Raw genomic sequence first — 20,907 nt, 5'->3', positions numbered from 1 at the left:
ATCGGTCGGCGCGTCCGAGATCGGTGCGGTTGGAGACGGCGCGTTTGGTGACACGACTGCTCAGGCCTCCTTGAACTGCACGGGGATGTCGCCCACTTCGAAGTCCTTGCGGAGCGGGTGCCCCTCCCACGAGTCGGGCATGAGGATGCGATCGACGCCCAGGTGGCCTTCGGGATGGATGCCGAAGAAGTCCCACACTTCGCGCTCCGGGAAGTCGACGGACGGCCAGACCGACATCAGGCTGGGAATGGTCGGATCATCCTCGGGCACCTGCACGCGCAGACGCAGCCGGCGGTGATGGCGGTGGTCGATCAGGCAGACGACCACCTCGAAACGCTCGCCTGTCACACCCCCGGGCAGGGGGCGATCCGGGTTCAACAGGTAGTCGACGCCGCACAGGTCGACACACATCCAGTACCCGTCGGCGCGCAGCAGTTCGGACACGTCGAGCAACCGCTCGCGGGGTACGAACATCACCCGCTGGTTGCCTTCCCCCGTCGTGGGAAACTCGGCGAACCGATCGAGCGTTGCCTCATCGGTGACGGCGGTATCGCTCATGAGCGGGGTGCCACGGTGACCGACTGACCCAGGTTGGGGCCATCGATGTGGATGTTGGCGCCGCCGTTGTAGCGTTCCCGCCGGCCAAGGATCTCGCCCGCACGGATCGACGCATGCAGCGTTTCGATGCCGTGCATCAGCGTCTCCGGGCCCGGGGGGCAGCCGGGCACGTACACGTCGACCGGGACCACCTGATCCACGCCCTGCACCAGGGCGTAGTTGTTGAACATGCCGCCGGTCGAGGCACACACGCCCATCGAGATCACCCATTTGGGGTTCATCATCTGGTCATAGATCTGGCGGAGCACCGGCGCCATCTTCTGGGAGACCCGACCGGCGACGATCATGATGTCGGCCTGACGGGGCGAGGCCCGAAACACCTCCATGCCGTACCTGGCCATGTCGTAGTGGCTGCCGCCGGTGGCCATCATCTCCAGTGCACAGCAGGCCAGACCAAACGTGGCGGGCCATGACGACCGGGTGCGGGTCCACTGCACCAGATCCTCCAACTTACCGGTGAGGAAGTTGTGCTCTAGGCCGGCGATGCCGTCGTTTCGGAAGGTCAGGTCGTTGCTCATCAGGCCGCCTCGGTCTCGGGGCGCGGGGTGGGGATGTCGACGACCGCGCCGCGACCCTCGGTGCCCACCCGACGCACGGTCGTCGTGGTCGTGCGGTGGGCGCCGATGCGGATATCGGATTTGCGAAGCCGCTTGATCGGCCCCCAGTCCAGCGCACCGTTGGAGACGAGGAACAGGAAGGGGATGAACAGCGTGGCCGAGAACAGCACGATGTCACCCAACCCGAAGCCACCCAACTCCCGGAAGATCTGGGTGAACGGGTACAGAAAGATGATCTCGATGTCGAACACGATGAAGATCATGGCCACCAGGTAGAACTTCACCGGGAAGCGCGAGGAAACGTCGACCTGATCGACGATCCCACACTCGTACGGTGCGTTCTTGCGGGGGTTGGGCTGAGGCGGGTTGAGCAGCCTGCCCAGCAAGGAGGAGATACCGGCGAACAGCGCGCCGAGGATCACCAGGGCCAGCACCGGCAGGAACTGGCCCATCGTCAGTCCTTCTCCTGCTCGTGAGCCTCGACCATGGCCATCTCAAGCTTGTCGCGATGGTGCAGCAAATAGGCAAAGGACACGAACAGCACCAAGCTGACGAGGGTGAACAAGGCAGGTACAAACCGTTTGTTGCCCAGGTTGCGCAGCTGGATCACCGACAGGGCATCCACATCGGTTCGGGGTTGGGTGGTCGCCGGCGGCTTGGAAGGATCGGGCTCGAAGTTCTTCGCCTGCCGCACGGTCACCACCGAGAGCAGGTCGGGGTTCTTCGGCTCGAAGATCGAGGTGATGCGCGTCCAAGCGCGGCTGAGCGCCGAAGTGTCATCGTCGGGCAGCTGCGGTTCGTCGGCCGTCTTGCCGCCGTAGAAGAAGACGTCCTCGACGAAGTAGTCCGCGGTTCCGGTAAATCCGGTCAGGCTGACCGACCGATCCGACGCCAGAACAGCATCGGCAGCAGCCGTGGTTTCGCCCCGGCGGGTGTCCTGCTCGGACAGGATGCGCCAACCACCCAGTTCTTCGTTGAGGTCCTCACGGATCTGGGAGTCGAGTGACGCCACCTTCGACAGCGTCAAGCGATGTTCCTGAGGGTCGGTCTCTACCAGCGAAGCGAATGCCGGGTCTTCCATGGCGGTGGCTTTGATGTCCGGGTACCGGTTCAACAGTTCCACCGGGTCGGGCAGATCCTCAGGTCGGGGAAGCGAATTGACCTGCTCGGTGACCGTATCGGAATCCCGCGACATGTTGACTTCGATGGCCTGCCACGACGGATCTCGGCCCTTGAGGCCGATGCCGTACATCCACCACACGGAACTCATCAGGAAAATCCATCCGAACAACCCAGCAAGGGTGATCAGGATGCCCAGCTTCACGCCGGTGTTGGTCGAGATGATCATGAAAATCGAACCGGGTAGCACGGCGACGGCGACGGCCACCACGAGAATGCCCCGGATCGTCGGGTCAAACGTGATCGCTGCGATCAACGAGAACATGGATCAGCCCTCTTCGGTGGGATTGGTCGGGACCGAACCGGCGGGTGCGGCAGCGGTTGGCGCGGCGTCGGCCTGCCCTTGGGCATCTCCACCAGCGGGCACCGCCGGATTGACGGTGGGGTCGGGAGCGGCGTCAGCCGGGGCAGCCTCAGACGATGCCTGGGGAGCGTTGTCAGGGTTGGCGCTGGGAATGCGATCCAAGTTGCGTTCGTAGGTGACGACCGACCACACCTGAGAGGGGTCGTACATGCCGAGCGTTCCCAGCTGGGGCACGCCCTCCGCATCGGCGTTGGGGTTGAGGCCAAAGCCGGGCATCTTGCCCGAGCCGACCGAGCGGCTGAAGTACTTCACGCCGTCCTCGGAGCCGGACATGATGAACTCGAAGTGCTCGTTGGGTGTCGACCGGGTCTCGATGCCCTGCAGACGAGGCCCCATGGCGCCGTACTGCAGGTCGTCGAAGGTCTCGCCGCCCTGGCCGTATGCAGCGCCGGGTACGTGACACCGTGCGCAGTTGTAGGCGCCGGAGGCAGCGTCGAGGTTGAAGAGGATCTCTCCGAGCTGCAGCTCGTCCGCCTCATCGAGCCGCGACATCGCAAACTTCCTCTCGTCCGGCGCGAGGCCTTGGTCTTCCGCCTCGGCACCCGCCTCCTTCGCCTGAACGGGATCGACGGGCAGCGGCAGGTCGGCCACGGTCTTCTGAGTTCCGGAGAACTCGCTGAAGGCCGCAGCCTTGTCCTCGTTCACCTGGCGGACGTCCATCATCCGCTGGGCCAGACCCTTATCGATCTGGGAGACAGCGTCGTCGATCTCCTTCGTCATTTCCTCTGGCTTCAGCTGCACCGACCACAGGTAGTCGATCACCTGGTCGATCTGCTGCTCGGTGAGGGGGCCGCCGCCGGGCAATCCCCAGGCAGCCATCGGCGTACCGGGCCGGCCGTAGTTGAGGATGTAGCGGACCTCGTCGACCGAGAAGCGCCACAGCACGGTGTTGAGCGCCGGGGCGTTCCACTGCACCTGGTCGACAAACTCGCCCTGTTCGTCGGTGATGACGAACGTCGCCACGCCGCCGACGCCTTCGGCCGCGTGGCAGTTGACGCACTGGGCGCCCTGCTCGTAAATCTCCAAGCCCGCCTCGACGAACTTCTCGTCGAAGGACTTCACAGCACCGGCCTGACGGCCGGGTTCGGCCAGCCAGTACAGCGGCAGGGCGACGGCGATCAGCAGCAACAACCCCACCGCTGCCATCAGCGAACGGTCGAGCTTGGTGGTCTCCAGCTCGTCGTCGTCCAAGTACGGCTTGCGGTTGGCGGCCAGTTCAAGCTCCGAACCGATCTCCTGGCGGCCCTTGCGGGCCTGGATCACCAGGTAGGCCACGCCGCCGAGCGCGACGACGACGAGCACGAGAAGGCCGATCGATCGTTGCGTGGTCTGCTGGGCTAGCAGCATCGTCATGTGTGCGACTTTCGTGCTCGAGGTCGGGGATCAGCGAATACAGACTGGAGCCGGGCGGCCCTCAGCGCAAAATCACTCTTCGGCGGAGCCGATGCAGTGCGGGCCCTCGGCCTCTTGGCCGGTGGTGTTGGTACCGATCGGGGGGCCTTCGACGATGGCTCCGGTGTTGACAACGAAGTTGCCGCCGGAGATCTCCATGGCGAAGCGGTCCATGCCACGAGGGGCAGGGCCGGCCTTTTTTTCACCGACCTGGTTGTACTGACTGCCGTGACAGGGGCACTCGAACCACTGTGAGGTGCCGCAGTCGGGAACGCGGCAACCGAGGTGGGGACACTTCTGGTAGAGGGCGAGCAGGCCCGCTTCCATGCCGACCAACTCGGGTGGGCTGTACACGCTGCGGGCCTTCTGCAGGGCGGCGCTGGGAAAGCGGACCAACCAGGCACGGGCTTCCGGCTTGTAGAGAAAGCCGCCACCCCCATCGATCGCCGACTCGAGGTCGGCAACCTTGCCCATGTTGATCTTGGAGCCGAACCCGCTGGAGCCGGTCGGCCACAGGAAGGCCACCATCGAGGCCGCTCCGAACGTGGCGGCGCTAAACGCTGTCAGCGTGACCGCCGACCGGTTGAGGAACTGCCGACGGGTGACGCCAATCGTCTCGGGGTCGGGCGGGGTGAAGGTGGCCACCTCCGCCTTGGAGGCGGGAACGACCTCCTTGGACACACGCTCGATCTCGGCGCTCTGCTCGACCATGCGGCCGGCCGGCACACTCTGACCCTGCTTGGCCTTGCGCTGACGGCGGTCGTTGCGCAGCGTCTCGCCCTTCAGGTCGCCGACGGCCCGCTCGCTGTTGCGGCGCAAAGCGGTGGCCAGGACCATGACGGCGGCCAGAACGACCAGAACGATAACTGCAATGAGGATCACGCCCATGGCGTCGCTCGCTTCCTCTCCGTCCACCCGGGACGGATGAATCGGGGTTGTGTGACGTGGCGGTGAGTGTTGTGGCGTTGGTCCATGTCAGCCTGGCTCAGAACTCGAAGAAGATGCCGTCACGCCACGGCAGCGTGAAGTTGAAGCCGGGTCCCCGGAAGAACGAACCGATGATGGTCAGGACGCCCCAGAACATCAGGTGCACGGTCATCAACGCGATGGCGAACTTCCGGAACTCCGGCTTGTTCGACGGGTTCTTGTCGATGTACGGCGCCAGGATCAACAGGAAGATGCCCATGCCGGGAATGGTCACGCCGGCGACCATCGGGTGGAACATCGTCAGCAGTTCCTGAAGGCCCAAGAAGTACCAGGGAGCCTTCGAGGGGTTGGGCGTCTGGTTGAAGTTGGCCAGATCCTGCAGCGGAGCGTTGACCACCCAGGAGAAGATCAACAGGAACGCCGTCACCAAGAGGGCTGCTACGAACTCGATGAGCAGGAGGTGTGGCCAAGTGTGGACCTTGTCCATCGGCTTGGCCTTGACGTCCTGGATCGAGCCGGACTTCACCACGGTGAGCAGGCGCTGGGTGTGTCCACCCGGGCCGGCGGCCGTCGGAGGCCCTGGGGGCGGAGCGGTCGCTACCGCCGTGCCACCACCGGTGGGCGCCACGCCGGCTGCGTCGCCGCCGCCGGCCTGCTTGGCCTTGGCGGCCTTGGAGCGCTCCAACAAGTGCGCCGGGATACGGCTGTCACCTGCCGGGGCAGCATCGCCGCCGCCCGCATCAGCGGGCGCCTCGGTCTTGGCCTTGTCGCGGGCGGCTTGAGCCCGCTTGAGGAGATGTTCGGGAACTTCGGTCATGGGTGTTCCTCTCCTAGAGCGGTCCGGAGATGCCGCCGTCCTTACGGACTCTCCAGAAGTGGATAGCCATAAAGATCACGGTCACGAACGGGAAGAATAGGACGTGGAGTACGTACCATCGAAGCAGTGTATTGGAGCCGATCTCGCCTCCGCCCAGCAGCACGAAACGCACCTGCTGACCGAACACCGGCGTGTAGCCCATCATGTTGGTACCCACCGTCACCGCCCACAGGGCCAGCTGATCCCACGGCAGGAGGTAGCCGGTGAAGCTGAGCAGCAGGGTGAGGGTCAGCAAGATGACGCCGATCACCCAGTTGAACTCGCGAGGCGCCTTGTAGGCGCCGTGGTAGAAGACCCGGGCCATGTGGAGGAACACCGAGAGCACCATGAGGTGGGCACCCCACCTATGCATGTTTCTGACCAACAACCCGAACGTGACCGAGGTCTGCAGCTGGTAGATGTCACCCCAGGCCTGGGCGGCGGTCGGCCGGTAGAAGAACATCAAGAAGATGCCGGTCACCGTCAACAGGATGAACAGGAAGAAGCTCAGGCCACCCAGGCACAGCGTGTAGCTGACCTTGACCGCGTGGCGCTTCACCTTGACCGGGTGTAGGTGGTACAACACCGAGTTCATCACCACATAGCTGCGGTTTCTCGGGCTGTCCGAGTATCCCTTCCGGAAAATGGATCCCGGACGGAAGATGGAGTTCCACGCTTGGGAACCCTGGGTATCGGCCCACAGCTTCGTCATCCGCTCTTGGAGCTTTTGAGTGCCGCCGGAGGACATGGTCTTGGCCACGAACTACTCCCTGATCTCAGTCGTCGTTACTGCTCAGCCCAGCCGCATCCCATAGCCGTAGCCATGGGTTGGGGTGCGCTGATGTTGGTCGCCGCCGGCGGCGGGAGCCCCGATCTTGCCGAGGATGATGACGCCCGTCGGGCATCGGTCGACGCACAGTGCGCACCGGGTGCACACGTCGTCATCGATGAGAAACATCACCTGGTCGGACGGATCCTGACCGGGCTGCTCGGTGTCGATGGCCTCCTCGATCGCGTCCGGGGTGACCATGTGGATGCACTTCCACGGGCAGATGTCCACGCAGCCTTCGCACATGATGCATTCGGACTGGTCAATGTGGATGAACTGCTTGGGCTTGACCGCCCGGCCCAGGTAGTCGGCGTCGACCTCCTGGAGCACGTAGTCGTCGACGAACTCGGGAAGCGGTGGGTTGGCATCGGTGACAGCCATCGACTCACCCCTTTTTCACGAGCGGGCGGCCATAGGTGGAGACCGGCACCGGCTTCGTCGTGCGCTGCGAACGGTTTTGCCACCAGGCCCAGATCCAGATGTTGAACCCCAGTCCGACGATGTAGATCATCGTGGCGATGACGTCACGGGCGACGACGGCCGGGATGTTGATCGGGAACCAGTTGAGCCAGGTGCCGTCCGGACCGAGCCACACCAGGTCGCTCCGCCAGCCGAGTTCGGCGTCGGCAAAGGTGAGCCACTGGTGGGGCACCACCGCATAGGCCCAGAAAAACACGCCAAAGACGTAGGTGGCACCCACCATCGCCTCACCCCAGGTGAGGGGCGTGCCCTCGGGTCGACGCTTGGCGTAGGGGAACACCGGGAGGATCATCAGAACCAGGATCACGATTGTGGTGATGAAGGCAACCACTGATTCTCCTCGCTAGCTGGGATTGGACGAAGTCGGTCCCAAACGGACCGGGTGGGATCGGACTGAACTCTACCCATCGGGTCCGCAGTTCGTGAATCGGCTCACAAGTGCGTCGACGGCGGGTTGGAGTCCGTGACGGTTTACCACTGCGGCGCCGCGAGGCACCAGATGGCGACCGATTCGCCGGGCTGTGTTGTTGGGGCTTCTGGGTCGGTCCTAACATAGCGAGCGTGACCGAGATCCCCGAACACCTGCTGGCCCGCAGCCGTGAACGCCGCGCTGCGCTGGGCCTTGGCGGCGACGATGCCGGCGGCAGCGCCGCCGCACCGGCGCCGGCCACTTCGGCCGCTCCCGCAACGAGCGCGGCGGCCACCCCGGCCCCTGCGCCCGCCGCCGCTCCCCCGGCTCCGCCGAAGCCACCCAAGCCCGACCTTCCCTGGGTGGCGGCCGCCAAGCGGCGTCGCAAAGTCCCCGCCTTCGCCCAGGCGATGCTGGTCGGTCTGCCCCTCTGGGCGCTGATTTTCGCCTTCACCAACGATGTACCTACCTCCGACGAGCTCACGCCCTTGGCCTCGGGCGCAGAGGTGTACGGCACCAACTGCGCGGCATGTCACGGCGCCGGCGGCGGTGGCGGCAGCGGTCCCGCACTGGCCGAGGGTGCCCTGCTGGTCACCTTCCCCGATCCGGCCGAACAGGTGCGTTGGCTCTACCTGGGCTCGGACGGCTGGAAGACCGAGGTCGGTCCCACCTATGGCGGGGTCAACAAGGCGGTGGGCGGCGGCATGCCCGCCTGGGCCAGCCTGTCCGGCGAGGAACTGCTCGACGTCACCCTGCACGAGCGGACCACCCTGTCGGGCGAAGAGTTCAACCTCGAGGACTGGCAGGCCGTGCTCGATGACCCGATCTTGGCCGACAAGCAGGCTGAGCTCCAGGAGACGCTCGACAAGTGGGAAGCCGAGCCACCGGTCGAGTAATCGTTCCCTCCTCACGACGGCCACGCTCGTCGAGGGCGGTCGTGCGCATTACCGCACGGCTTTAAGCAGCGGGCTCCGGCCGCTATGACCACGCCCGGCTTCGACCGCGAGGCAGGCTGAGGGGTCCCCCATGCCTGGAGAACTCCGATGACCGCCACGCTCACCCCAGCCGACGTCGCCCCCAACGCGCCCGTTCCGGTGTCCCCGATCGCCGGTGCGACCGCTCAACCCAATGGCGTCCCACCCGAAGGTGGACGTCGACACCAGGTGCTCGTCATTGGGGGCGGACCAGCCGGCGCCGCGACCGGCTACTGGCTGGCCAAGGCCGGCATCGACGTCGCCATCGTCGAAAAGGGTGTTTTCCCTCGCGACAAGACATGTGGTGATGGGCTGACCCCCCGCGCTGTCACCCAGCTTCAGGACATGGGCCTGAGCGATGAGCTGGAGCGGTTCCACAAGTACTCGGGCCTTCGCACCATCGCCCACGGCCGCACGATGGAGCTGGCGTGGCCCGACCACCCGATCCACCCCAACTACGGCTACGTCGTGAAGCGCTGCGATCTGGACACCTTCGTCGCCGACAACGCCGTCGCCGCCGGAGCGGTGATGCACCAGGGCACCGAGGCAGTCGGCCCGGTCTTCGAGGGCGGCCAGTTGATGGGCGCCACCGTCAAGCACAAGGCGTCCGGCGAGACCTATGAGTTGCGCAGCGACTTCGTCGTCGTCGCCGACGGCGCCAAAGGCCGCTTCGGCCGGGCGCTCGGCACCGCCAGAAACCGCGCGATGCCCCAGGGTATGGCGATCCGTGGCTATTACGAGAGCCCGCTGCACGCCGACCCGTGGATCGAATCCGCCCTCGACGTGCGCGACCGTCAGGGCAACGCGGTGCCCGGCTACGGATGGGTCTTCCCGCTGGGCGACGGCACGATCAACGTCGGCATCGGACTGTTGTCCACCTTCTCGGGTTTTAAATCGGTCAACACCAGCCACCTGATGACCGAGTGGGCTCACACCCTGCCCGACTACTGGGGCATCGACCCCACCGCCCCGATCGAGGCGCCCACCGGCGGGCGCCTGCCGATGGGCGGCTCGGTCAACCCCAAGGTCGGCCCCAACTGGCTGGTGGCCGGCGACGCCGGCGGCTCGATCAACCCGTTCAACGGCGAGGGTATCGATTACGCCTACGAGACCGGCCGCATCGGCGCCCGGCTGCTACGCGAGAGCATCGAGGGCGGCTCAGCCATCCCCCTTCAGCGCTACCCGCAGCTGCTCGATGACGAGTACGGGTTGTATTTCAAGGTCGGCCGTCTGTTCGCCCAGATCATCGGTCGACCGGCACTCATGCATCAGCTCACCCGGGTGGGCATGCGCAGCCGCACGTTGATGGAGTGGGTCCTGGCGATCATGGCCAACCTGCTGCGCCCCGACGAGCTGGGTGCGGCCGAGCTGGCCTACAAGTCGGCTGCCACGATCGCACGGGTCATCCCCGAACGGGTGTAGCGCTGCCCGTGCCGAACCGAACACACCGCCCACCACCCACCGTTTGCGGCGCGGTCTGGACCCAAGGCCGCCAGACGACCAAGATCCGGTGATGGGCAGCAGCACAATGGGTCCTCGGTTGATCGGACGCGTCTCCCTGGCCGTCGGGTCACGGCGATGACGCAGCCACCACCGTCCCCCGCGTTGGGGTCAATGTCGAGACCGAAGCCGACCGCCCCCGCCGCCGTGTACTCGAGCGGCGGAACCCCGGCCGAAGAGGAACTGCTCGGGTACCAGCGCTCGCCCGTCGACCTGCTCCGGGTGTGCATCTTTGCCGTCATCGCTGCAGCGCTGATCGTGGTGATGCTCCTCGTCCAGGATTCGGTCGTGCGACTCGAAGGCGATGCCGTCCGGTTTCTCGACCGGCTGCCCGGCACGATCGAGCGGATCATCCACGGGTCGCTCGAATGGCTGGGCTTCGTCGTCATCGGGGCCATCGTGCTCGTCCCCCTCGTCACGAAGCGTTTCCGGTTGTTCGGCTACGTGTTCGTCGCCGACGTCTTCGCGATCGGTGCGATGGCCCTCGTCCTGCACTTCGTCGACCGCAGTACCCCCAAGGCGATCGTCGCCCAGCTGACCGCACGCGACGGCATCACGGTGGCGACGACCTCGGGAGCGCTGGGCATCGCCGTCTGGACCGCATCGTTCATCGTGCTCGGCCCCTTTGTCGTGTCGCGTTGGCGTCGGGCCGCCAATATTGGGATCACCGTCCTGGTCGTCATCCGCCTGTTCGTCTCCTACAACCTGCCCGGCACCCTGATCATGGCCCTCCCGAGTGGAGCCACGATCGGGGCTGCTGTGCTGTACGCCTTCGGGCGGCCCGATCGCCGCCCGAGCGCAGCGAGGATCACGAAGGCGCTGGTCAACGACGGCTTGGCCGTGCGGCAGCTCAGCATCCTCGCTACCGACACCCCCGGATCGACCCGGTGCGAAGCGGTGCTCGAGGATGGCTCGCAGCTGCACGTCCGAGTGTCCGGGGAGGAACGCCGGGCCGCCGACCTGCTCAATCGGCTGTACCGGTTTATCCGCTACAAGCACGCCGGGGACGACCGCCCGTTCGCCTCGCTGGAGCAGAGCATCGAACACGAAGCGCTGATGGCCTACGTCGCAAGGGACGCCGGGGTTCGAACACCCGGGGTGCGCGCCGTCGCCCCGACAGGGCTGGACTCGGTGCTGATCGCCTACGACAGGGTCGAAGGGTGCCGGATCGACGAACTCGACGCAGGGACGCTCGGCGACGCTGCCCTCGACGACGCCGGGGTGCGCGACGCGTTCGCGCAGCTAGCCGCCATGAGAGGACGCCGCGTTGCGCACCGGCGCGTGGGGCAGAGCACCCTCATCGTCGGGGCGGAGGGCAGCGTGTCGCTGGTCGACTTCGCCTTCGGCACGCTGGCGGCGGACGACTCGCTTCTCGCCGGTGATGTTGCGCAGGCACTCGTCGCCATCGCCCTGATCGCCGGGGCGAAACGCACGACCCCCATCGCTATCGACGTGCTCGGTAGCGACGCAGTCGTCGCCGCTCTCCCCCGACTACAACCCCAGGCGCTGGCCCAACCCACTCGGGAAGCACTGCGTCGGCACAAGGGCCTGCTCGACGACCTGCAACGCCAGATTCGGGAAGCGACCGACGTCGAGGACGTACAGCTCGCTCAGCTGGAACGGGTCGACAAGAAGACCGTGCTGATGCTGGTCGTTCTCGCCGCCGCGACCTACGCCATGCTCCCGCAGATCGCCAACGTGCCCAAGATGGTCCAACGGCTCGGCGAGGCCAACTGGTGGTGGATGCCCGTGATCGCCACCTTCACCGCCGTCACCTACGTCGGCGGGGCCGCCGGACTGGCGGGCGCCGTGCCCATACGTCTGCGACCCGGGCCGCTCACCGTTTCACAGCTGGCTGCGTCCTTTACGGGCACCCTGGCGCCGGCAGGGGTGGGCGGTATGGCGCTCAGCGCCCGCTTCCTCCAAAAGCAGGGCGTCGACAAGGCTGTGGCTGTGTCGGCGGTGGGCCTCACCACCGTGGCCGGCTTCCTCGTCCACATGTCGATGCTCGCCATCTTCGTTATCTGGGCAGGCCGTCGCGCATTCCGCGGCGTCTCGCTCCCCAAGCCGGAATCGCTGCTCATCGGGCTTGCTGTCGTCGCCGTGTTGGCCGGCCTCGCACTGCTGGTGCCGGCCACACGTCGGCTCTTGCGCGAGCGCGTCTGGCCGACCATCAAGCGATCCGCCGATGGCGTCTCCGACGTCGTGCGCCGTCCGGCCAAGATGCTGGAGCTGTTCGGCGGATCCGCGCTGGTGACGTTCGGCAACATGTTCGCCCTGTACTTCGCCGTCGTGGCCCTCGGCGGCGGCCTGCCGCTGGCCTCGATCGGAGCGGTCTACCTGATCGGTGCCAGCGTGGCATCGGTGGCGCCGACCCCGGGGGGCATGGGCGCCATCGAGGCCGCATTGGTCAGCGGGCTGGTCGCTGCCGGCCTGACCAACGCCGCAGCGGTGCCAGCGGTCATCCTGTTTCGCCTAATCACCTTTTGGCTGCCCAACCTTCCCGGCTGGATCGGGTTTCGCTGGCTCCAGCGCCACGAGTACATCTGACGTCGCAGCGAAACCCGACCACACGGGTCGCTACATCGCCCAGCCACACGGGTCGCTACATCGCCCAGCCACACGGGTCGCTACATCGCTCCTCGCGACGACAACACCACTGGCAGGGTCTTGGCCAGGATGCCAACGTCGACCAGGATCGACCAGTTATCGACGTAATACAGGTCGAGACGCTGGTAGTCGGCAAAGGACGTGTTGCTGCGACCGTTGACCTGCCACATCCCCGTGATGCCGGGCTTGACCCGCAGTCGGTTATACAGCTCGGGGTCCCACTCGGCCATCTCCGAGGCCAGGGCCGGGCGGGGGCCCACCAGGCTCATCTCCCCCCGCATGACGTTCCAGAGCTGAGGCAACTCATCAAACGAGGCCCGACGCAACCAGCGACCGACCCGCGTGATGCGCGGGTCGCCGCTCATCTTGAACATTGGACCGTCGGCCTCGTTCAGCTTGTCGAGTTCGGCCAGTCGGGCTTCGGCATCGATGACCATCGTCCGCAGCTTCAGCACCTCGAATGGCCGGGCATGCTGCCCCACCCGGGTCTGGCGAAACAGCACCGGCCCAGGCGAGGTCAGCTTGATCGCCACAGCAGCACACAGCAGAAACGGCGATGCGAGAACAAGGCCCAAGCCGGCGAGCAGCAGGTCGAAGCTTCGCTTCGCTGCGGTCCGCCAGCCGTAACGCGCCACCGGCTCGACGTAGGCGACGGGAAATCGACCGAGCGGCCGCACGGTGAGTCGATGGGAGGCGATGTCGCGCAGCGGCCAGGTGATCTCGACGTGCAACCGCGCCTCGGACAACTCCCGAACCAAGCGGTTGGAGCGTTCCAGGCTCATCGCCGTGGTGGCGATGATCACGCCCTGAGCCTCTTTGGCATCGGCCAACTCCACCAAGTCCTCGCTCTGGTGATACACCGGGATGCCATCGATCGTCTCGGGGGCATCGGGGTCGTCGTCAACGAAGGCGACCACCTCGTAGCCGAGGTGTTTCTCGATGACGAACATGGCCGCCAGCGCCTGGGCCTCAGCGCTCGTGCCGACCATGAGCACGCGCTTGGTCGATGCCCCCCGGTAACGACGACGGGCAAAGATCCGCCGGGCCGCGTAGCGCTCGGCCCCCAGCGCCAGGTTGCCGACCACCAGCAGCCCGGCGAAATAGCCGCGCGAGATCGCCAGGTCGAACAGCGAGGCGATCACGACCAGCGCCACGATGCCGATGAAGATGGCGTGGGCGCCGCGCCGAACCTCGTCGATCAGTCTGGCGACAAACCGGGTGGTGTACAGCTTGTGCTGCACGAACACCGTCGGCCACACGGGGACCGACAGCACCAACAACGCCAGGTGCCGGCGCCAGTCCCCGGGCCCCCACCCACCCAACCGAGCTACGACGAGCATCACGACCAGCGAGCTGGCCAACATCACGACCGTATCGACGGTCGCCAACACCACCTTGGCGGCAAGCCCCGGGTGGCCGAGGGAGGGCGACCGAAAGTCGAAGTCGACCAGCTGTCCCGCAAAGTGGGATTGCCGCGTCCCAACCGCTTCTGTCGCCATGTGCGCCGCTCCCGCCAAGGTGCTCTCGCAAGCGCCCTTCAACCGGTGTACTTCCACCGAGGACGCGACCTTGAGTGTATCCAATCCGGGTCCACTATAGCGGGGTGGAATCAGGGTGATTCAAGAGCTATGTCGGGTTCACCCACCCTCCCGGATGAGATTCAGACGACAATTCCCGGGTTTACGGAAGTGCGTCCAGGACATCGTCGGGGGACACGGGACCCTGCCATGAGTCGACGACCTTGCCGTCGGCGTCCAACAGGATGCCGGCCGGTTGGGCCCGAATCCCGAGCATCTGCCACGAGTCGAAACCATCTTCCCAGAGCAACCGGGTGGCGGACATGTCGAATTCGGAACCGAATGTTTCTGCGTCGGCGAAGGTGTCCTGGGTGCCCAGGCCCACCACGGTCAGGTCATCTGAATGCTCTCGAGCCAACTGCTCGATGTCGGGAGCCTCTGCCCGACAGACGGGTCAAAAGGGGGCCCAGAACCACAGCAGGGTTGGCCGGTCTGTGGCGGCCACATCGGCGAGGGCCACCTGAGACCCGTCGGCGACGACCCTGAGGTTGATGGCGTCTGCCGCCTCTGCATCGAGCGGAGCCTCGCCGCCGGAGCTGGACGCGCTTGGTGCAGCATCGCCATCCGCAACGGCGCTTGGCCCGTCACCGCCGCAGCCCACGGCCAGGAGTGCGCCGGTCAGGACCACCCCACCGACGACGGAACGGATTGAAAGCGCACGTCCTGGCCGCAACGCACCGGACCGCTGGGTCACAGGATCGGGGACGGGGGTCACACCCTTCACGGTATCCCTCGTCGGATCGGCCTCAACATCACCTGCGCCGCTTCGGCTCACCGAGCGGGTCCTCCTGACACGTGGGGCACCAAAAGGTGACTCGCTGGCCCGCGCCCATCCGTCGCGTGGCGATCGGCGTGGCACAGCGTCGACACGACGCGCCGGCTCGCTCGTACACGGCCAGACCACCGGGGACCGTGCGACGCTGCCCGCCGACCAGGTTGGCACGCAGTTGACGCGCAGCGGTCGTAACCAGCCGACGACGCGCCGCACGGTCGAGCGAACCGACGGGGGTGGCGGGGTGGAGCTTCAGGGCCCAACACACTTCGTTGCGATAGACGTTGCCGACCCCGCAGCAACAGCGCTGGTCGAGCAACACATCACCCACGTCGGCGTCCGGTTCGGCGAGCCGCTCGATCGCCTCGACCGCAGCGTCGAGGTCGGCGTCGACCAGGCACAGGTCAGGCCCCAGGTGGGCGAGCGGTGAACGGGAAGTACCGAGGTCGGCGACCGGCCAGGTCCGCACCATCGGGGCCGAAAAACACAGGGCCTGCCAATCCCTGACGTCGACTCGGCAACGGAGGAGGTGCTGCGGTTTCGGCCACCGTCCACCCGTCTCGACCAGCCTCCAGGTGCCGGCCATCTGCAGATGGGTGTCGATGATCAACCCACCGGAACAGCCGATCAGCAGGTGTTTGCCCACAGCCCGAACCCAGTCGATCCGTTCACCGGGTCGAGGGCGGAGCCCTTGGAGGCGCGGCGCTTCGAAGCGCACCAGCTCGCCGCCCTCGAGCGCCGGTCGAAGCCGGGCGGCGGTCTTGTACAGGGTGTCTCCCTCGGGCATCGTCACAGGATGCCGCCGCCAGCCGCCGACGCCACCTCGGTCGTGGCACACTGAGGGTCCCCGCATGCGGCGGGCGCGAAGCGGGTACCGCTACCACGGTCCCGCCGTGAACCCAGGAGCACCGATGCCTACCGAAGTAGCACTCGCACGAGCCAGGATGCTGGCCGACAACCTGATGATCTCGGAAATTCCTGATCTGCGCTCGCGGGTGGCAACCCGGCTGGCCGAGCTGGAGTCCAGCCCGGAATCGGGCCGGGCGCACCGCCTGGCGGAGCAGATCTCACAACTGCTCGACGAAGCGGAGGGATTGGACGACGCTCAGCGGGCGCTGCTGCGAGGAGCGGTGGAGTACTTCGTGCTCGAGGACGATTTCGAACCGGGTCTGCAGGACGACGCCGAGGTCGTCCGTTCGGTCAGGGCCGAACTGGGCCTTACCGAGGTACCCGACCTTTTGGCAGCCGATGCCGCCGAACCCGAGAAGCGGTCCGCCCCCGCAGTGCTGCCGGCCGACGAGGAAGCGCTCGAACTGATTGAGGACGATCGCGATCAGGTGTTCGAGGACTCGCCAGAGCTGTGAGCGACCAGGGAGCGGGCGGCGAAGGTTCGTTCGGCGAGGTGGAGGTGGTCCACCCGTCGGCCAACGGCAACCCCTTGGCCGAGTCGGGTTGGCTCAGCCCTGAGCGGCTGGGTTCGGCCCGTGACTCGGTGCCGATGGTGTACGTCAACGCCGTGCCGGTTCGGGTCAACACCGCCGGCGAGGTGGTCGAGGTGGGCCTGCTGTTGCGCATGTTGCCCGACGGCTCGATGAGCCGGGCGGTCGTCTCCGGGAGGGTCCTGTACGGGGAGCGGGTGCGCGACGCCCTGCTGCGGCACCTTGCCAAAGACCTGGGGGCCGACGCCGAGCCCCGGCTGCCGGCCTCGATTGCCCCCTTCACCGTTGTGGAGTACTTCCCGGACCGGGAGGTCACCGGCTTCCACGATCCTCGCCAGCATGCGATCAGCCTGGCCTACGTCGTGCCGGTTGGCGGCCCGTGCTCGCCGGCCCAGGATGCCCTCGACCTTGCCTGGATCACCCCCGAGGAAGCAATCTCAGTGGCGACCGGCGGCGAGATGGCCAACGGCCAGGGACGCCTCATCCGCATGGCACTCGCCCACGCAGCCGCCCTGCCCTGACCGACGGGCCTGCCCCGATCATGACGTTGCGTCGCAACGGCGCCGCCCTGATCGGTGGCCTGCCAAGCTGACGGCGTGTCCATCAACTCCACGCTCGATCCGCTGCGCTCCGAACTCGACCGGTTGGACTACCTGGCCGACGAGGGCCTGGCAATGGCCCTGTTCTTGGCCATGCGGCTGAGCCAACCGCTCCTGTTGGAAGGCCCTTCCGGCGTGGGCAAGTCCTCCGCCGCCACGGCGCTGGCCGCTGCGCTGCGCACCCCGCTGATCCAATTGCACTGCTACGAGGGCAGCACCGCCGACGACGCGCTCTATCGGTGGAACCGGCCCAGACAGGTGCTGGCGCTCCGGCGGGCCGAGGCCACAAACGACCTTCCCCCCGACCAGGCACAGGACGTCAGCCCGGCAGCGACGCCGGCGACGTCGCTGGACGACCTCTTCACCGCGGACTTCCTCATCGACGGGCCGCTGCTGCGTGCGGTTCGCCACGACGACGAGGTGCCAGCTGTACTCCTGATCGATGACGTCGATCGAAGCGACGCTCGCTTTGAGGCCCTGTTGGTGGAGTTTCTCGGGCAGATGTCGGTGACCGTGCCCGAAATCGGCACGTTTGGCCCCAAGGTTCCGCCGATCGTCATCATTACGTGCAACGGCAGCCGTCCGCTCAGCGACGCACTCAAACGGGGCTGCCACTACCACCGGATGGAGCACCAGTCGGTCGAACGAGCGGTCGAGATCGTCCGCCGCCGAGTGGGTGACGCCGGGCTGCCGCTGATCGAGGCAGCAACCGCATTCGTCTTCGAGGTACGGACACTCGACCTGGACTACCCGCCAGGGCTGGCCGAGTCGATCGACTGGGTCGCAGCCCTCACCGCACTCGGCCTCGTCGAGTTCGAGACGAACGTTGCCCGCTCTACTCTGGGCTCGATCGCCAAGACCCCCGAGGACCTCGAGGCGATCGGCTCTGCGCTGGACGGGCTGGCCGATTCGCCCTGATCAGCGCACCACGGCGCATGAGATAATGAGGCCATGTTCCGCCACGTGCTGCTGCTGACCATGCGAGATGACGCCGACGACACCCAGGTCAACGCCTTGGTGGACGCGCTGCGTTCCCTTCCCGCCCAGATCCCCGAGATCGTCTCCTACCGAGCGGGCCGGGATCTGGGGCTCCGCGACGACACCGCCGACGTGGCCATCGTGGGCGAGTACGCCGACGAGGCCGCTTGGCGCGCCTACCTGGCCCATCCCGCGCACAGGGCCGTCGTCACCGATCACGTGGAACCGCTGGTCGCGCACCGCCAGTCGGTTCAGTTCCACGACTGACGGCGCCACAGCGACGCCACCCCATGTGGTGCGGCATCCGGTTCCTCAAGATCGTCGAGGGTCACGATGATTCCGGAAGGGAGCGCAGAAACCGTCCGGCACCCGTCACGAGCACACCCGGGGGCAGGCGGCCGATCAGGCCACGGTCGGAGGTGACGACCGTTGTTTCAGGATGGTCGCCGTAGCGGGCCTCCACTTCCTCGACGATGCGATCGTCGGCGGCGTCCCGGCCCTTCCGTCGGGCATAGAGCACTTCGAGGTTGCCGCCGGCCGCCGCCGAGATCGCGTCATCGGGCGATCCGTCGAACACGAGCGCCAGCGCAGCGTCGATCGACCGGGCCCAGCGTCCTACCCGTTCGGCCAGCCGCGCGGCCGCTGCGGACGGGTCGTTCCACCACCCGTCGGCAGCAGATCCCATCACGTTGTTACCGTCGATCACCCAGAGTGGCGTGGACTGTCCCTCCGCCACCGGGTGCTCCACCCCCGGGTGCTCCACCCCGCGCTTCCGCCCCGTATTCACCGTTGGGCCACCGAGACCTTCTCGCCCGCCGGTGACCGACAGCAGCTCGCCATAGCTGGTGCGGTACACACTCTTCGGGGTGCCTGCCGCCGCCCAGAGCTCGCCGACCTCGCTGAGCGAGCGATCGACCAGCACGGTGAGGCCGCGGGGTAGCCCGGCGGGGCTCACACCGCCGATGGCAAAGCCGGTGCCGGACCGCACGGAATCCGCATCGGCCCGCCCGATCGTGGCGCCGTCGAGGGCGGCCCCCAACGCCTCGGTGTCCACCCGGTCGTCGCCGCCCATCACCACAATGATGGGTGCGCCGTCGGCGAGAAACACCAGGGTCTTGGCGATCTGGGCCTGCAACACGCCCAAGGCCGCCGCCGCATCGGCGGCAGTGCGGGTCGACTCGTCAAAGTGCCGAACCTCGGCGTCGATCCCGGCCGCGTCGAGGGCCTCAACCACCCGGGCGACGCTGCCGGACGTGCTCGCCGTTGGGGCGACACCTGCGTTCGTAGAGGTTTCGTTGCTCATCATCGAATGATCCCATGTTCAGCGACCGTGCGGCCGATCCCGGGCAGCCGCTCACGTCTCAAACGGGTTGATCACCAACAGACCGACAAACCGGTCAAAGTCGGCCACGTTTCGGGTGACCAAGGCCATGTCGTGCGCCAGCGCGGTCGCTGCGATGAGGGAGCCGGCAAGCGGAGCAGGATCGGGCACGTGGAGCGACGCCGCCAGAGCGGCGACCTGACCGTCGATCGGGAGCAGGCGCCTCGCAAACGTCGGCATCACCGCCTCCGAGAGCCAGGTTCGCAGGACGCTTCCGGTTGCCCGGTCACGCCGTTCCGCCAGGAGCACGCCGAGCTCCAGTTCATGGAGCGACATCGTCGACAGATACATCTCCGTCGCCGGCACCCCGTCCGCCCAACCGATCAGACCCGGATCGGCCTGTGATCGGGATTTGCGAAGCTCCGACACGATGCAGGTATCGAGGACGAACATCAGTCAAACATCGCGGGCGTGCCGTGCTCGGGAGCGTGGCGGGTCAACTCGATGTCACCATACCCCGGGCAGGGACAACAGCCGCCCCGCACCCGCGTGCCCCCGCCCTCCCTACAATTCCCCCCGCCACAGCATGCCGAACCCTCAGCCCACCTCCGCGTCAACGTGCCGTCGCTCTAACTTGATGCGAATGTCGTGGAAGAACGAAACGACGGTGTTGGTCGGCGTTGAGGAACAGCTCGCCTGGATGCGCGAGGCCGGCCTGGCCCGGGTCGGCTGCAACTGGCGCTGGCGGGGCTTCGCACTGCTGGCCGGGCAGGCAGCCCGATGATCGTCGCCCTGAGCTTCGATGCCGACCAGACGCTGTGGGACTTCGACGCCGTGAAACGTCGGGCACTTCGGGCGACCATCGCCGAGATGGAGCGGCGCGGCGACGTGCCGGCCGGCGCCGTCACCCCCGAGGCGATGGACCAGGCGCGGGACGTGCTGGTTCAGCGGTTCCGCGGCGCCACCCACCGGCTCGAGGAGGTGCGGGAGCGGTCCTTTGCCGAGGTGCTGACTGCGCAAGGCCACCCAACGCCCGATGCCGCGGCGGCCGTCCTCGTCGAGCACTACATGAACATCAGGTTCAACCAGATCGAGCTGTTTGCGGACGTCGCCCCGGCGATCGCCTTGCTGAAGGGCCGCTATCGACTGGGTCTGCTCAGCAACGGCAACACCTACCCGGAACGGTGCGGGCTCCACGACACCTTTGACGCTGTGGTGCTCGGCCCCGACCACGGGTTCGAAAAGCCGGACCCCCGGGCGTTCGCCATGGTCGCATCCCAGCTGGGGGTCGACGTCACCGAGCTCGCCCACATCGGCGACGACTGGGACGACGTCGAGGGCGCCAACGCAGCCGGTGCCACCTCGATCTACCTCAACCGGACCGGTGATAACCCCGGGTTTCGATCGGACGCAGACCACGAGGTGCGCGACCTCGACGAACTGGTGGGGCTCCTCGACGGGGAGCTTCGGCCCCAGGCCTAGGCAGGGCGGACGAGCGTCTCCAAGGACGCAACCGCGCCAGACGC

The 20,907-nt window shown here is 66.7% G+C and carries 25 protein-coding genes; 9 read left to right on the top strand and 16 right to left on the bottom strand.

Annotation, left to right across the window (positions count from 1 at the left end):
• Nucleotides 1–60: 60 nt before the first annotated feature.
• From IPN02_00735 to IPN02_00690, 10 genes are all read right to left on the bottom strand, one after another.
• Entirely contained in the window at nt 61–558 is a 498-nt protein-coding gene (locus IPN02_00735) for an NADH-quinone oxidoreductase subunit C (GenBank protein ID MBK9295410.1), read from the bottom strand.
• Complete coding sequence (locus tag IPN02_00730) at nt 555–1,136, bottom strand: NADH-quinone oxidoreductase subunit B (GenBank protein ID MBK9295409.1); 582 nt, start codon at nt 1,134–1,136, stop codon at nt 555–557. Before IPN02_00730 ends, IPN02_00735 begins: the two co-directional genes overlap by 4 nt.
• Nucleotides 1,136–1,627: an NADH-quinone oxidoreductase subunit A gene (gene ndhC / locus IPN02_00725; GenBank protein ID MBK9295408.1), complete on the bottom strand. Its 492-nt coding sequence runs from the start codon at nt 1,625–1,627 to the stop codon at nt 1,136–1,138. Before ndhC ends, IPN02_00730 begins: the two co-directional genes overlap by 1 nt.
• A gap of 2 nt (nt 1,628–1,629) precedes the next feature.
• Nucleotides 1,630–2,619 (bottom strand): hypothetical protein, encoded by a 990-nt coding sequence (locus IPN02_00720; GenBank protein ID MBK9295407.1) that lies wholly within the window; start codon nt 2,617–2,619, stop codon nt 1,630–1,632.
• Nucleotides 2,620–2,622: 3 nt separating this feature from the next.
• Nucleotides 2,623–4,071 (bottom strand): c-type cytochrome, encoded by a 1,449-nt coding sequence (locus IPN02_00715; GenBank protein MBK9295406.1) that lies wholly within the window; start codon nt 4,069–4,071, stop codon nt 2,623–2,625.
• Between the two features lie 72 nt (nt 4,072–4,143).
• Nucleotides 4,144–5,025, bottom strand: a complete 882-nt coding sequence (locus IPN02_00710; protein ID MBK9295405.1) for a Rieske 2Fe-2S domain-containing protein — start codon at nt 5,023–5,025, stop codon at nt 4,144–4,146.
• A 70-nt stretch (nt 5,026–5,095) separates the two neighbouring features.
• Nucleotides 5,096–5,854 carry a menaquinol-cytochrome c reductase cytochrome b subunit gene (locus tag IPN02_00705; GenBank protein ID MBK9295404.1) on the bottom strand — a complete coding sequence of 253 codons (759 nt, stop codon included), beginning with the start codon at nt 5,852–5,854 and terminating at the stop codon, nt 5,096–5,098.
• A 13-nt stretch (nt 5,855–5,867) separates the two neighbouring features.
• Nucleotides 5,868–6,653 carry a cytochrome b N-terminal domain-containing protein gene (locus tag IPN02_00700; protein ID MBK9295403.1) on the bottom strand — a complete coding sequence of 262 codons (786 nt, stop codon included), beginning with the start codon at nt 6,651–6,653 and terminating at the stop codon, nt 5,868–5,870.
• A gap of 33 nt (nt 6,654–6,686) precedes the next feature.
• Nucleotides 6,687–7,103: a 4Fe-4S dicluster domain-containing protein gene (locus IPN02_00695; protein MBK9295402.1), complete on the bottom strand. Its 417-nt coding sequence runs from the start codon at nt 7,101–7,103 to the stop codon at nt 6,687–6,689.
• A gap of 4 nt (nt 7,104–7,107) precedes the next feature.
• Nucleotides 7,108–7,533, bottom strand: coding sequence for a hypothetical protein (locus IPN02_00690; GenBank protein MBK9295401.1), 426 nt, complete (start codon nt 7,531–7,533; stop codon nt 7,108–7,110).
• A gap of 230 nt (nt 7,534–7,763) precedes the next feature.
• Between IPN02_00690 and IPN02_00685 the strand changes: the two genes are divergently transcribed.
• The 3 genes from IPN02_00685 to IPN02_00675 all read left to right on the top strand — a co-directional run bounded on the left by IPN02_00685 (nt 7,764) and on the right by IPN02_00675 (nt 12,635).
• Complete coding sequence (locus tag IPN02_00685; GenBank protein ID MBK9295400.1) at nt 7,764–8,507, top strand: c-type cytochrome; 744 nt, start codon at nt 7,764–7,766, stop codon at nt 8,505–8,507.
• 147 nt (nt 8,508–8,654) lie between these two features.
• Complete coding sequence (locus IPN02_00680; GenBank protein MBK9295399.1) at nt 8,655–10,007, top strand: geranylgeranyl reductase family protein; 1,353 nt, start codon at nt 8,655–8,657, stop codon at nt 10,005–10,007.
• A 192-nt stretch (nt 10,008–10,199) separates the two neighbouring features.
• On the top strand, nt 10,200–12,635 hold the full coding sequence (locus IPN02_00675; GenBank protein ID MBK9295398.1) for a flippase-like domain-containing protein: 2,436 nt from the start codon (nt 10,200–10,202) through the stop codon (nt 12,633–12,635).
• 80 nt (nt 12,636–12,715) lie between these two features.
• On the opposite strand, the gene IPN02_00670 is transcribed toward IPN02_00675, so the two are convergent.
• From IPN02_00670 to IPN02_00655, 4 genes are all read right to left on the bottom strand, one after another.
• On the bottom strand, nt 12,716–14,194 hold the full coding sequence (locus IPN02_00670; GenBank protein MBK9295397.1) for a sugar transferase: 1,479 nt from the start codon (nt 14,192–14,194) through the stop codon (nt 12,716–12,718).
• 181 nt (nt 14,195–14,375) lie between these two features.
• Entirely contained in the window at nt 14,376–14,597 is a 222-nt protein-coding gene (locus IPN02_00665; protein ID MBK9295396.1) for a hypothetical protein, read from the bottom strand.
• Nucleotides 14,598–14,666: 69 nt separating this feature from the next.
• The gene (locus IPN02_00660; protein MBK9295395.1) at nt 14,667–14,987 is read right to left on the bottom strand and encodes a hypothetical protein; all 321 of its coding nucleotides are present in this window, start codon (nt 14,985–14,987) and stop codon (nt 14,667–14,669) included.
• A gap of 37 nt (nt 14,988–15,024) precedes the next feature.
• Nucleotides 15,025–15,831 (bottom strand): hypothetical protein, encoded by an 807-nt coding sequence (locus IPN02_00655; protein MBK9295394.1) that lies wholly within the window; start codon nt 15,829–15,831, stop codon nt 15,025–15,027.
• A gap of 124 nt (nt 15,832–15,955) precedes the next feature.
• Here IPN02_00655 and IPN02_00650 point away from each other — a divergent pair, with 124 nt between their 5' ends.
• From IPN02_00650 to IPN02_00635, 4 genes are all read left to right on the top strand, one after another.
• Entirely contained in the window at nt 15,956–16,408 is a 453-nt protein-coding gene (locus tag IPN02_00650; GenBank protein MBK9295393.1) for a hypothetical protein, read from the top strand.
• Between the two features lie 74 nt (nt 16,409–16,482).
• The gene (locus tag IPN02_00645) at nt 16,483–17,004 is read left to right on the top strand and encodes a DUF4916 domain-containing protein (protein MBK9295392.1); all 522 of its coding nucleotides are present in this window, start codon (nt 16,483–16,485) and stop codon (nt 17,002–17,004) included.
• A gap of 153 nt (nt 17,005–17,157) precedes the next feature.
• Complete coding sequence (locus tag IPN02_00640; GenBank protein ID MBK9295391.1) at nt 17,158–18,000, top strand: MoxR family ATPase; 843 nt, start codon at nt 17,158–17,160, stop codon at nt 17,998–18,000.
• Nucleotides 18,001–18,033: 33 nt separating this feature from the next.
• Nucleotides 18,034–18,327, top strand: a complete 294-nt coding sequence (locus IPN02_00635; GenBank protein ID MBK9295390.1) for a Dabb family protein — start codon at nt 18,034–18,036, stop codon at nt 18,325–18,327.
• Between the two features lie 61 nt (nt 18,328–18,388).
• Here IPN02_00635 and IPN02_00630 read toward each other — a convergent pair whose 3' ends face one another.
• Both IPN02_00630 and IPN02_00625 read right to left on the bottom strand, forming a co-directional pair.
• Nucleotides 18,389–19,363, bottom strand: coding sequence for an NYN domain-containing protein (locus IPN02_00630; GenBank protein MBK9295389.1), 975 nt, complete (start codon nt 19,361–19,363; stop codon nt 18,389–18,391).
• Nucleotides 19,364–19,414: 51 nt separating this feature from the next.
• Nucleotides 19,415–19,834, bottom strand: coding sequence for a type II toxin-antitoxin system VapC family toxin (locus IPN02_00625; protein MBK9295388.1), 420 nt, complete (start codon nt 19,832–19,834; stop codon nt 19,415–19,417).
• A 190-nt stretch (nt 19,835–20,024) separates the two neighbouring features.
• Here IPN02_00625 and IPN02_00620 point away from each other — a divergent pair, with 190 nt between their 5' ends.
• Both IPN02_00620 and IPN02_00615 read left to right on the top strand, forming a co-directional pair.
• The gene (locus tag IPN02_00620) at nt 20,025–20,165 is read left to right on the top strand and encodes a hypothetical protein (protein MBK9295387.1); all 141 of its coding nucleotides are present in this window, start codon (nt 20,025–20,027) and stop codon (nt 20,163–20,165) included.
• Nucleotides 20,162–20,863 carry an HAD family hydrolase gene (locus IPN02_00615; protein MBK9295386.1) on the top strand — a complete coding sequence of 234 codons (702 nt, stop codon included), beginning with the start codon at nt 20,162–20,164 and terminating at the stop codon, nt 20,861–20,863. The genes IPN02_00620 and IPN02_00615 overlap by 4 nt, the downstream gene beginning before the upstream one ends.
• Nucleotides 20,864–20,907 lie beyond the last annotated feature (44 nt).

The sequence above is a fragment of the Candidatus Microthrix subdominans genome (assembly GCA_016719385.1).
In the GTDB taxonomy this organism is placed as follows: Bacteria; Actinomycetota; Acidimicrobiia; order Acidimicrobiales; family Microtrichaceae; genus Microthrix; species Microthrix subdominans.
The sequence above is the reverse complement of the archived record's forward strand: the minus strand, read 5'-3'. Positions and strand labels throughout refer to the sequence as shown.

What these genes read in the sequence shown, in the direction of transcription:
- IPN02_00735 (MBK9295410.1), bottom strand. Translation starts at nt 558, where the DNA reads ATGAGCGATACCGCCGTCACCGATGAGGCAACGCTCGATCGGTTCGCC.
- IPN02_00730 (MBK9295409.1), bottom strand. Translation starts at nt 1,136, where the DNA reads ATGAGCAACGACCTGACCTTCCGAAACGACGGCATCGCCGGCCTAGAG.
- ndhC (MBK9295408.1), bottom strand. Translation starts at nt 1,627, where the DNA reads ATGGGCCAGTTCCTGCCGGTGCTGGCCCTGGTGATCCTCGGCGCGCTG.
- IPN02_00720 (MBK9295407.1), bottom strand. Translation starts at nt 2,619, where the DNA reads ATGTTCTCGTTGATCGCAGCGATCACGTTTGACCCGACGATCCGGGGC.
- IPN02_00715 (MBK9295406.1), bottom strand. Translation starts at nt 4,071, where the DNA reads ATGACGATGCTGCTAGCCCAGCAGACCACGCAACGATCGATCGGCCTT.
- IPN02_00705 (MBK9295404.1), bottom strand. Translation starts at nt 5,854, where the DNA reads ATGACCGAAGTTCCCGAACATCTCCTCAAGCGGGCTCAAGCCGCCCGC.
- IPN02_00695 (MBK9295402.1), bottom strand. Translation starts at nt 7,103, where the DNA reads ATGGCTGTCACCGATGCCAACCCACCGCTTCCCGAGTTCGTCGACGAC.
- IPN02_00680 (MBK9295399.1), top strand. Translation starts at nt 8,655, where the DNA reads ATGACCGCCACGCTCACCCCAGCCGACGTCGCCCCCAACGCGCCCGTT.
- IPN02_00675 (MBK9295398.1), top strand. Translation starts at nt 10,200, where the DNA reads ATGTCGAGACCGAAGCCGACCGCCCCCGCCGCCGTGTACTCGAGCGGC.
- IPN02_00670 (MBK9295397.1), bottom strand. Translation starts at nt 14,194, where the DNA reads ATGGCGACAGAAGCGGTTGGGACGCGGCAATCCCACTTTGCGGGACAG.
- IPN02_00655 (MBK9295394.1), bottom strand. Translation starts at nt 15,831, where the DNA reads ATGCCCGAGGGAGACACCCTGTACAAGACCGCCGCCCGGCTTCGACCG.
- IPN02_00650 (MBK9295393.1), top strand. Translation starts at nt 15,956, where the DNA reads ATGCCTACCGAAGTAGCACTCGCACGAGCCAGGATGCTGGCCGACAAC.
- IPN02_00640 (MBK9295391.1), top strand. Translation starts at nt 17,158, where the DNA reads ATGGCCCTGTTCTTGGCCATGCGGCTGAGCCAACCGCTCCTGTTGGAA.
- IPN02_00635 (MBK9295390.1), top strand. Translation starts at nt 18,034, where the DNA reads ATGTTCCGCCACGTGCTGCTGCTGACCATGCGAGATGACGCCGACGAC.
- IPN02_00630 (MBK9295389.1), bottom strand. Translation starts at nt 19,363, where the DNA reads ATGAGCAACGAAACCTCTACGAACGCAGGTGTCGCCCCAACGGCGAGC.
- IPN02_00625 (MBK9295388.1), bottom strand. Translation starts at nt 19,834, where the DNA reads ATGTTCGTCCTCGATACCTGCATCGTGTCGGAGCTTCGCAAATCCCGA.
- IPN02_00620 (MBK9295387.1), top strand. Translation starts at nt 20,025, where the DNA reads ATGTCGTGGAAGAACGAAACGACGGTGTTGGTCGGCGTTGAGGAACAG.
- IPN02_00615 (MBK9295386.1), top strand. Translation starts at nt 20,162, where the DNA reads ATGATCGTCGCCCTGAGCTTCGATGCCGACCAGACGCTGTGGGACTTC.